The organism is Methylobacterium nigriterrae (genome assembly GCF_037106235.1).
In the GTDB taxonomy this organism is placed as follows: domain Bacteria; phylum Pseudomonadota; class Alphaproteobacteria; order Rhizobiales; family Beijerinckiaceae; genus Methylobacterium; species Methylobacterium nigriterrae.
The window spans coordinates 1-264 of sequence record NZ_JBAWTG010000955.1; the positions used below are offsets into that span (position 1 = coordinate 1).

Consider the following 264-nt stretch of genomic DNA (forward strand, 5'->3'; position numbering starts at 1 on the left):
GGCGTGTCGGCCGCCGCCACGGCTTCCTCGGGCAAGGTCTCGGTCACGGGTTCGAGCGTGCAGGGCATCACGGCCGCGATCACGGTGCCGAACTCGACGACCTCGTTCACCGGCAGCTTCCCGCAGATCCCGCTCTTCGTGGACGGTTCGGGCGCCGCGCTGATCACGGGCTCGCTCGACGGGACCATCCCGCGGACCGGCCTCGCGCAGCGGCTCGGCGTGAACCCGTCGCTGATCAGCGACACCTCCCCGCTCGTCGCCGCG

The 264-nt window shown here is 72.3% G+C and carries 1 pseudogene; it reads left to right on the forward strand.

From position 1 onward, the window contains the following. Positions 1-264: pseudogene (locus tag WDW90_RS39835) on the forward strand (flagellar hook-associated protein FlgK); the annotation flags it as partial.